A 10,000-nucleotide genomic window follows, 5' to 3' on the forward strand; every position below is an offset into this window, starting at 1 on the left:
CTGAGCTGAGCGATGATTGGATAAACAGGAGAAGTACACATCTTCCAGACCAGCCGCTGTTGGAGCAAAACCTTCGGGCGCTTGATCGGCAAACACATTCAGCACAGTGCGACCGGCAAATAAACGTTTGGAAATCACTGGCAATACTTTTTCCAGTTCAGCGGCTTCTTGTTGCGACACAGTTTTTGTCCAGATCTGGCCACTAACCTGCTGAATTAAGTCCAGTGGATTGCCCTGTAATAAAATCTGACCACTAGCTAATACCGCCATAGCAGGACAAAGTTCGGCGACGTCATCAACTATGTGAGTAGATAAAATAATGACTTTTTCTTCACCCAGACTGACCAATAAGTTATGGAATCTGTTGCGCTCTTCCGGATCCAAACCTGCGGTAGGTTCGTCGACAATCAATAAATCCGGGTTACCTAATAAAGCCTGAGCAATACCAAAACGCTGACGCATACCGCCGGAAAAACCGCTGACGGCTTTATCTTTATGCTGAAATAAGTTGGTATGAGCTAATAAACCCTCCACCAATTCTTTCCGCTCTTTTTTCTGGGTAAAACCTTTCAGCACCGCCAGATGGTCCAGCAATTCAAAAGCACTGATGCGGGGATAAACACTGAAATCCTGCGGCAGATAGCCGAGCGTTTTGCGTAGCGCCTGTGGGTCTTTTAAAACATCAATACCATTAAACACAATGCTACCGCTATCTGGCTGTTGCAAGGTTGCGATAGTACGCATTAATGAAGATTTACCGGCACCATTAGGGCCCAACAGGCCAAACATGCCTTTGCTGATTGATAAATTGACGTTATTTAGCGCTTTGACGCCATTGTCATAAGTTTTAGTCAGGCCTTTAATGTCCAGCATAGGGAACTCCTTGTTATGAAAGTGAATACACTAAACTAACACGGAGTTCAAAGCCTGGTAACTCACCAATGAGTCACAATTGAACTGAAGTTGTAACAAATTATTAAAAAGCAGCAGACTTCTTTTTTAGACTTTCATACCAACATAGTTATCACCGCAACTAAAGGCAATGACTTTGCTGATTTCCTGCAGACTTAAGCCAGATTCTTGTTGCCACAAGTTAAATTGCTGCTGAATTGCCTTTTGGTTTTTCTGACTGCTTAAGCCACCTTCCACTACACCAAAATTACGTAAATAAGCCTCTAAATCCTGGCTGATAATAAAAGTGTCTTTCCCTAACACACGTAAGGCGTAAGCTCCCGTATTCCCGCCTAATCTGCTGCCATGCTTTTTCAGATAGCCCCACAAGCCAATAATATCTTCTCCAGGCCACTGAGCTAAAAAGGCACCAAAACTGCCATATTTGTCTGCAACTTGCTGGATCATCAGCGCGTTTTCCCTTATCGCAAAGACTTTAGTGGCATTGCGGATAATGCGCGGATCCGTAGCTTTAGCTGCCAACATTTCGTCACTCATCAGCAGCATTTTTTCTGGTTCAAAACCAAAAAAAATCTCTTCAAAACCCGGCCATTTGTTCTCTACCACGGACCAGACAAAACCAGACTGGAAGATTTTTTTACTGAAGGCGCTTAAACATTCTGCATTGGTTAATTGCTGTAATTGTGCCTCTGTACGGGGCTTATTTAGTAGAGCCTGCAAGGCGGCCTTGCCACCTTTTCGTTCAGCAGCACGTTGATAAATAATGGAAAACTTTTCCGGAAATGCCATCCTGTTGATAACCTCTTGTAACTGCCTTTTGTACAGCGGCTGCCGGACATTGCTAGCCTTCAGCCTCATTTCCGTTGAATGACTCTAAAGGTTCAACCAGATCCGGTAAAGTTTTCAGACACTGCAACAGCGCAAATAAAAACACACCATGATGGGCTCCCAATTCAAACTGTTGAATACTTTGCCAGACTTCGTGGCCAGCTGAGATCAGCATAGCCACAAAGATCAGCATATTCAGCCAGGGATTATGGGTAAACACCTTAATAAATTGTTTAATCTTCATCGTCTTAGCCTCTACATTTTCACAGGCTAACTATAGAACATTTTCCTAAATCAACAACAAACGCTAAGGCTAATAAAACAACTAAGCTGCAATACCCATATGACGTAACAAGGCCGCATTAGATGGTTCGCGACCGCGAAAGGCTTTGAACAACTCCATAGGCTCTGCACTGCCACCTTTCTCTAAAATACAGTGCAGGAAATCCTGCCCCACAGCAGCATTAAAAATACCTTCTTCCTCGAAACGGCCAAAGGCATCGGCAGACAACACTTCGGCCCATAAATAGCTGTAATAACCAGCCGCATAACCACCAGCAAAAATATGGCTAAAACCATGCTGGAAGCGGTTAAAACGTGGCGGAATAATCACTGAAACCTGCTGGCGCACATCATCCAGAATTTGCTGCACGCGGCCACCTAAAGCCGGATCGTATTCGGCATGTAAACGGAAATCGAACAGAGCGAACTCAAGCTGACGTACTAAAAACAGCGCAGACTGGAAGTTTTTCGCCGCCAACATTTTATCCAGCATATCCTGGGGTAAAGCCTCACCTGTCTGATAATGACCAGAAATCAGTGCTAAAGCTTCTGGCTGCCAGCACCAGTTTTCTAAAAACTGACTGGGTAATTCTACTGCGTCCCAGGCCACCCCACTAATACCAGCCACTGCGGATGCATCAACCTGAGTCAGCATATGATGTAAACCATGACCAAACTCGTGGAATAAAGTCACCACTTCGTCATGAGTAAATAACGCAGGTTTGCCGCCCACTGGTTTATTAAAGTTACAGGTTAAATAAGCCACAGGGGTTTGCAGGCTGCCATCGGCTTTCCAGCGTCTGCCCTGACAATCGTCCATCCAGGCACCACCACGTTTTTTCGCCCGGGCGTATAAATCAAGATAAAAACTGCCACGCAGCTCGCCTTTGGCATCAAAAATATCGTAAAAACTGACATCGGGATGCCAGACATCGACGCCTTCACGTTTTTGCACGCTGATGCCAAACAATTTGTTCAACACGCTGAATAAACCCGGCACTACTTTGGTTTCCGGGAAATAAGGCCGCAAGGCCTCATCAGAAATGGAGTATTTGGCTTGTTTTAACTTTTCAGAGTAATAAGTGACATCCCAGGCGTTTAATTCCTCCACTGCAAATTCAGCTTTGACAAAAGCTTTGAGTTCGGCCAGATCCTGCAACGCCTGAGGTTTAGCACGACGAGCTAAATCTGCCAGGAATTCCAGCACTTGAGCCGGGCTTTCTGCCATTTTAGTGGCCAGTGACTCTTCTGCCGCGTTATTAAAATCCAGCAACTGTGCCAGCTCGTGTCGCAAAGCTAAGGTTTCTTCAATAATCGCGCTGTTGTCAAACTGACCAGCTGTGGGGCCCTGGTCTGACGCGCGGGTGCAATAAGCCTGATACAACTCAGCACGTAAGTCGCGATTGTCGGCATAGGTCATAATGGCGATATAACTTGGGAATTCCAGTGTAAACACCCAGCCGGATAATTCTTTTTGCTCTGCAGCTTCAGCCGCTGCTAATTTGGCATCTTCAGGCAAACCTGCCAGCAGACTTTCATCTTCAATATGTTTAAACCAGGCTTGAGTGGCATCCAACGTATTGTTGGAGAAACTTGAGGCTAAGTCAGAAGAGCGGCTTTGAATTTCGCCATAACGCTGCTTTTTCTCATCCGATAAACCAATACCGGACAATTTAAAATCGCGTAAGGCGTTTTGAATCACTTTTTGCTGTGCAGTAGTTAAAGTGGCGTATTCAGCACTTTGCGACAGCTTTAAGTAAGCCTGATACAAACCTTCGTGTTGGCCAACATAAGTGCTGAAATCCGATAACAGCGGCAGACAGCTTTCATAAGCTTCACGTAATTCAGGACTGTTTTTCACTGAATTTAAATGCGATACAGGCGACCAGAATTTACCTAACTCATCGCTATTTTCTTCCAGCGCCACAATCAGTGACTGCCAGCTTGGGTGTGGGTCCTGCACTACAGCTTCGATATCGGCAGTACAGAGTGCAATCAATTGCTCTACACGGGCTTTGATTTGCGAAGGGTCGATTTGACTAAATACAGGTAAGGCTTGGGTCATGGTTTATCTCTTCTGGCCTTTGAATTGGGAGGCGTTCTAACAATACGCAGGTTATCACTGAATTATTGGGGCTTTTTTAATGTTCTCAAGCATTTTGTAATGCATATGGCCAGACTTTATCGCAAATTCACTTGAGTTCGCACTATGGACCCCATATAACCAGATCAATCTTTCTTTTAGTGAGAACCCGAGCATGACTGAACATTTTGACTATATCGCCATAGGTGGCGGCAGCGGCGGTATTGCCAGCGCCAACAGAGCAGCCAGTCATGGCCAGAAATGCGCCATTATCGAAGCCAAATATTTAGGCGGCACTTGCGTCAATGTCGGTTGTGTGCCGAAAAAAGCCATGTGGTTCGCAGGACAAATTGCCGATGCCTTTAAATACGCGCCGGATTATGGTTTAGATGTCCAAATGCCCGCTTTAAATTGGGCAAAGTTGGTCGAGAGCCGCGAAGCTTATATTTCCCGCATCCATGGTTCTTATGACAGAGTTCTGGCGAAAAACGGCGTCACAGTAATTCGCGGTTTTGCCCGTTTTGTTGATAAAAACACTGTTGAAGTAGAGGGCAAACTTTACAGTGCTGACCATATCACCATAGCCACAGGCGGTCGCCCTGTGCGCCCTGATGTGCCGGGTGCAGAATTGGGCATAGACAGCGATGGCTTTTTTGCCTTACAAAGTCAGCCCAAACGTGTAGCAGTAGCAGGCGCTGGTTATATCGCAGTAGAAATTGCTGGTGTAATGCAAGCCTTGGGCAGTGAAACCCATTTACTGGTGCGCAAAGACAAACCCCTGCGCAGCTTCGATTCGATGTTATCCGACACTTTAGTCGAGCTGATGGCCAAAGATGGTCCTAAGCTACACACTCATACCGAAGTGAGTTCTGTCAGTAAAAACGCCGATGGCTCTTTAACTGTGCAGTTATCTACCGGCAGCAGCCTCACTGTGGATTGTCTGATTTGGGCTATAGGCCGCGAGCCAGCCAATGACCAACTGCAGCTGGAAAAAGCCGGTGTTGCCGTTGATGCCGAAGGTTTTATTCCTACAGACGAGTATCAGAATACCAATGTCCCTGGCATTTATGCCGTAGGTGATAACACGGGCCGACTGGCTTTAACTCCGATCGCAGTGGCGGCAGGACGACGTTTGTCCGAGCGGTTATTTAATAACAAACCAGACAGCAAACTGGATTACAACACAGTGCCTACAGTGGTGTTTTCACACCCTCCTATTGGCACTATAGGTTTAACCGAAGACGAGGCGCGTCAGCAATTTGGTGATGACCAGATTAAAATCTATCGCAGCGAATTTGCCGCTATGTATACGGCTTTAACCCAACATCGTCAGCTCACCCGGATGAAACTGGTCTGTGCGGGCCCAACCGAAAAAGTCGTAGGTTTGCATGTGGTAGGTTTTGGTGCTGATGAAATGCTGCAGGGTTTTGGCGTTGCCATCAAGATGGGCGCGACCAAAGCCGACTTTGACAACTGCGTGGCCATCCATCCTACTTCTGCTGAAGAGTTCGTTACAATGAAATAAAACCACTGGGGTCAGCTCACAAGAGACAGCAGCCTTAAAAATGGGGTCAGATCACATTAGTTACGCATAACTAATGTGATCTGACCCCATTTTATTAAGATTTAACCTCCACCCTGCCATAACGGTCTGAAAACCGCACTATGTCGTCTTCCCCTAAATAAGTACCGGATTGGACTTCTATCAGCTCAAGCGGAATTTTCCCAGGGTTTTCCAGCGCATGCACGGCGCCCAGCGGAATATACACAGACTGGTTTTCTGACAGCATAGTATCGACGCCATTAATGCTGACTAAAGCCGTTCCTGCCACCACTATCCAATGTTCAGCTCTGTGATGATGCATTTGCACTGACAACTTCTGGCCAGGATTCACAGTAATATGTTTAACCTGATAGCGTTGCCCCTGATCTATAGAGTCATATTTACCCCAGGGTCTGTAGACTTCGCGATGAATTTTGTGCTCGCTGCGTCCCAAATCTTTCAGCTGCTGCACTATAGCTTTTACATCCTGAACTCTGTCTTTAGCTGCTACCAGTACCGCATCCCTGGTTTGCACGACCACGACATTTTGCAGCCCGACAGTAGCCACCAGACCGGTTTCAGCAAACACATAATTATCCGTGCTGTCGCAACTTAGCACATCACCTTTGTGCACGTTGCCTTCAGTGTTTTTGGCTGAAAGATCCCATAATGCCGACCAACTGCCAACATCACTCCAGCTGGCCTCCAGCGGAACTACCATGGCAGCTGCAGTTTTTTCCATCACTGCATAATCAATAGATTCAGATGGACAAGCCAAAAAGGCCTGTTTATTGACACGGATAAAGTCCAGATCCGGGTCAACTGCTGCGATTGCCTGCTCGCATGCAGAATAAATATCAGGCCTGTGAAGATTCAACTCGGCTAAATAGCGACTGGCTTTAAACAAAAACATCCCACTGTTCCAGTAGTATTCACCACTATTTACGTAATCTAACGCGGTTGCACGCTTTGGCTTTTCAACAAACTGCGCCACCTGATAAGCCATAGCCGCCCCCAGCTTCTCAGCCTGACCTCTTTTGATATAGCCATATCCGGTTTCAGCAGCTGTGGGTACAACACCAAAAGTAACAAGGTGTCCTGCTTCAGCAAAGTTTGTAGCTGCGTTTACTGCATCTTGAAAAGCCTGAACATCAGCTATCAAATGATCTGCAGCCAGCACCAGCAACAGCGGATCCTGACTTTTTTTTATTGCGGTAAACGCAGCTAAAGCTATAGCAGGAGCCGTATTTCGTCCGGCAGGTTCCAACAAAATATTGTGATGTAATTGGCCTATTTGCCGCAGTTGCTCTGCCGCAATAAATCTGTGGTCTTCATTGCAAATCACCAATGCAGTTTCGGCATTCATTCCTTGCAGCCTCATCATTGTGGCTTGCAGCATACTGTGTTCGTTTTCCAAGGCTAAGAACTGCTTTGGCATTAAATCGCGCGACAAAGGCCACAATCTGCTGCCACAACCACCAGCCATAATGACAGGTAAAATCACATCCTTACTCCCAATCCAGACAGGCTTCATTGAGCCACTAAAAATCCCGAAACTTATTCGGTACTTAACTATCAAACTCAACTTAAGAATCTTAGAAGAGTCTTATATTTATGTGCGAGTGCTTCTAGTGTGCGCTTAATTTCAATTAACATATATTACATAAACTAAATGTAATGTTTAGATGGACCACTAAAGATAAACACAAATCCCAGTTGTGACCTCAAAAGGTGCAATGGTTTTAGTGTATATCGGATTAATCTGACAGGAGTTATCTATGGCGATAAGTGCAGTTTTGCCACTAAAGGCAAGTGGCAGCTATGATGTAAACGACTTAAAGCGAGCTCATATCTTATTTTCCTCGTTACAACACTTTGCAGCACCAGGGTTAATTTCTGAGTTATTTGTCATAGTACCTTCAGCTGAAATTGAGCTGGTCGACCAGGAATACAGCTGTTGGCAGTCACTGAATATTAAAGTGATGGCAGAAGATCATTTGATCCCTGAACTTAAAAAGTACCCCAAAATGCGCGGATGGCGCAAACAGCAGTTATTAAAAATTGCGATAGCCAATTTAGTAGAAAATGACTTTTATCTAACACTTGATGCCGATGTGATTTGCCTGAAACCTCTGGAGGAAAACAAACTTATTGTCGATGGTAAAGCCTTGCTGCAATACGAGCCCAGGTCGCAGCACCCTAAATGGTGGAAGTCCTCTGCCCGTATTCTGAACATGAGCCCGGATGTTGGCCCCAAAAATCTCGGCATGACGGTGACACCTGCACTACTGTCCAGGACCTTAAGTCAGAAGCTAATGAGGGAGTTATCTGCCAATAAAGTCGCTGAAGACTGGGCCGATGTTTTGTGTTCACTGCACGATCCGGCGAATATAAAAAACTGGTGGATAGGTCGTTATCTGAAGTTAAAGTGGACCGAATATTCGTTGTATTACCTTTGCGCTATGAAACTGGGGTTGCTTGATCAGTTCCACTGTATCGCAGGTACAAGTCAAACACCTGCGTTACTACTAATCCATGATTCACACCCTTATGAATGCTGGGATATAGCGAGAAGCTTTGATTTAGCCAATCCGGGCCTGTTTTGTGTAGTAGGCAGTAAAAGCCGGATCCCTCCAAAAGACGTCTGGGCCAAAGTAAGTCCCTTTATTCGGAGTTCTGGTCTTTTTCCCCAACTCTAGAAGGAGTCAAGGCTAAGCCTGAACCTTGCACTATCCTGTGTTCAGGCCGGAGCTCCTCACCACTTTCCCGGATAGTTTTTTAGCGATAAGACCTGAAACGGGCGGCATCCAATATGGCGCACAAATGAGCTATAGCGCCAATAATAGCAGGGATAACCAGCCACCAAAGTGCATAACCTACTACTGTTATCGCAAAAAACAGGATAGCGGCTAATAAGCGGCCTTGTAATAACTGGCCCAGGCCAGGAAAAAATAAACTGCATAATGCAGCAAGAACATTACCACCGGATCCCTGACCAGACATAGACCTTACCCTCTTCGTTTTCCTTTAGCTTAACAAAGCACAGCGGAAAGCCACAGACTATTTTGTGACAAAACATAACAGAGGATCCGTCACCTGGGGTTGCGCTCCAGACGAAAAAACAAAAGGCGGCCTGCGCCGCCTTTTGTCATGCTTTGTCTTTGTATTAAAACTTGTATCTCAGACTAAGTTGCCAGCTATTGACATCATTCGGCTCCAGATTGAGTTGCTGGTAACCCAAACCAACTTGCCACTCTGTCGCCAGTTGGTAGTTCAACTGTATCCCCAGATACCAATCATTGCCATCCGACTCTGAACGCAAGACGCTGCTCCCCATTCGGCTTTCGATCTCTGATTCCCAGAAAAACAGACCAACAGGGACCTCAACATTGAGTGCCTCATTTTGCCACAAACTAAAACGAACTGCTGCGGTATAACCGTCCACCAGCACCGGACTCACAGCTTTCACCAGCTCGTGGTATTGCGCCGGTGTCAGGCTCTCCCCGCTGATTTCGATGCCAGCTTCTCCTAAATCCTGGTAACCCAGCTCGACCGCCACATAAGGATGTATCTGATACCCCAGAGCCACACCATAACTACTATCATTGTCATCAAAAGCTGTGATAGTGCCATCAGGTAGCTCCTCTACTAACCGGCTTTGCTGCTGATCGGCTTTGCTATGTCCTAATGAGCCTTGTACATACCAGTCGGCAGCCTGGCTCACAGGACTAAACCACAGCAAAACAACAGCGGCTAACCCCACCACAGAGCTGCGGCGTGATACCACAGCTCCCGCTAACGCCAACAGCATCCACAGCGTCATACTGCCTCCTCCTGATTTATTCTCTACCACTACGTCCTGATAGGCAGTGACTGTCACCCGAACTTTCGCAGAAGCCTCTCCACCCTCGCCATCTGTCACTTTGTAGCTAATGGTATCCACTCCGGCAAAACCAACTTTGGGTGTATAACGCAACCGCTGGTCGGCTTCGATCATCACACTTCCCTGCTCAGCTCTGGCTTCGCTGACGGTCAACGTATTGCCATCTTCATCCCTGTCATTCGCCAGTACTGCAATAAGTACCACCGTCTTATCATTAGTTGCCGCCACATCATCCACTGCTATAGGGGCATTGTTGCTAAATACGTCCACCACCAGCTCTGCACTGGCTGTGCCGCCTTTACCATCGGTCACACTGTAAACCACAGTATCCACACCAGCAAAGTCGACTTCAGGCGTATAGCTCAGTTGCTGATCTGCCAGAATGGTCACAGTACCAAAACTACCGACTGCCTGACTGACAGTTAAGGTATCGCCATCTGCATCAGTGTCATTGGCCAGAACATTCACT

General features: G+C 46.4%; 9 protein-coding genes. 2 read left to right on the forward strand and 7 right to left on the reverse strand.

What is annotated here, in order from left to right; translation table 11 throughout:
* The 4 genes from LDL40_RS11225 to prlC form a co-directional block, all read right to left on the reverse strand.
* On the reverse strand, positions 1–873 hold an 873-nt coding region (locus tag LDL40_RS11225), incomplete at its 3' end, for an ABC transporter ATP-binding protein (protein WP_300995468.1).
* A 126-nt stretch (positions 874–999) separates the two neighbouring features.
* Positions 1,000–1,701, reverse strand: a complete 702-nt coding sequence (locus LDL40_RS11230; RefSeq protein WP_300995469.1) for a DNA-3-methyladenine glycosylase I — start codon at positions 1,699–1,701, stop codon at positions 1,000–1,002.
* Between the two features lie 52 nt (positions 1,702–1,753).
* A complete protein-coding gene (locus LDL40_RS11235; protein WP_300995470.1) occupies positions 1,754–1,984 on the reverse strand; it encodes a hypothetical protein in 231 nt (76 codons plus the stop codon).
* An 81-nt stretch (positions 1,985–2,065) separates the two neighbouring features.
* The gene (gene prlC, locus LDL40_RS11240; protein WP_300995471.1) at positions 2,066–4,087 is read right to left on the reverse strand and encodes an oligopeptidase A; all 2,022 of its coding nucleotides are present in this window, start codon (positions 4,085–4,087) and stop codon (positions 2,066–2,068) included.
* A gap of 193 nt (positions 4,088–4,280) precedes the next feature.
* Here prlC and gorA point away from each other — a divergent pair, with 193 nt between their 5' ends.
* Positions 4,281–5,630 carry a glutathione-disulfide reductase gene (gene gorA / locus LDL40_RS11245; RefSeq protein ID WP_300995472.1) on the forward strand — a complete coding sequence of 450 codons (1,350 nt, stop codon included), beginning with the start codon at positions 4,281–4,283 and terminating at the stop codon, positions 5,628–5,630.
* Between the two features lie 94 nt (positions 5,631–5,724).
* Here gorA and LDL40_RS11250 read toward each other — a convergent pair whose 3' ends face one another.
* A complete protein-coding gene (locus tag LDL40_RS11250; RefSeq protein ID WP_367304315.1) occupies positions 5,725–7,182 on the reverse strand; it encodes a mannose-1-phosphate guanylyltransferase/mannose-6-phosphate isomerase in 1,458 nt (485 codons plus the stop codon).
* A 244-nt stretch (positions 7,183–7,426) separates the two neighbouring features.
* Between LDL40_RS11250 and LDL40_RS11255 the strand changes: the two genes are divergently transcribed.
* Complete coding sequence (locus LDL40_RS11255; protein WP_300995474.1) at positions 7,427–8,347, forward strand: DUF6492 family protein; 921 nt, start codon at positions 7,427–7,429, stop codon at positions 8,345–8,347.
* A gap of 79 nt (positions 8,348–8,426) precedes the next feature.
* Here the strand turns inward: LDL40_RS11255 and LDL40_RS11260 are convergent, their stop codons facing one another.
* Positions 8,427–8,651 (reverse strand): hypothetical protein, encoded by a 225-nt coding sequence (locus LDL40_RS11260; RefSeq protein ID WP_300995475.1) that lies wholly within the window; start codon positions 8,649–8,651, stop codon positions 8,427–8,429.
* Positions 8,652–8,814: 163 nt separating this feature from the next.
* On the reverse strand, positions 8,815–10,000 hold a 1,186-nt coding region (locus LDL40_RS11265), incomplete at its 5' end, for an Ig-like domain-containing protein (protein WP_300995476.1).

It is taken from the genome of Rheinheimera sp., assembly GCF_020217005.1.
Taxonomy (GTDB): domain Bacteria; phylum Pseudomonadota; class Gammaproteobacteria; order Enterobacterales; family Alteromonadaceae; genus Pararheinheimera.

Coding starts and splice junctions, on each gene's coding strand:
- LDL40_RS11230 (WP_300995469.1), bottom strand. CDS start 1,701: ATGGCATTTCCGGAAAAGTTTTCCATTATTTATCAACGTGCTGCTGAA.
- LDL40_RS11235 (WP_300995470.1), bottom strand. CDS start 1,984: ATGAAGATTAAACAATTTATTAAGGTGTTTACCCATAATCCCTGGCTG.
- prlC (WP_300995471.1), bottom strand. CDS start 4,087: ATGACCCAAGCCTTACCTGTATTTAGTCAAATCGACCCTTCGCAAATC.
- gorA (WP_300995472.1), top strand. CDS start 4,281: ATGACTGAACATTTTGACTATATCGCCATAGGTGGCGGCAGCGGCGGT.
- LDL40_RS11250 (WP_367304315.1), bottom strand. CDS start 7,182: ATGAAGCCTGTCTGGATTGGGAGTAAGGATGTGATTTTACCTGTCATT.
- LDL40_RS11255 (WP_300995474.1), top strand. CDS start 7,427: ATGGCGATAAGTGCAGTTTTGCCACTAAAGGCAAGTGGCAGCTATGAT.
- LDL40_RS11260 (WP_300995475.1), bottom strand. CDS start 8,651: ATGTCTGGTCAGGGATCCGGTGGTAATGTTCTTGCTGCATTATGCAGT.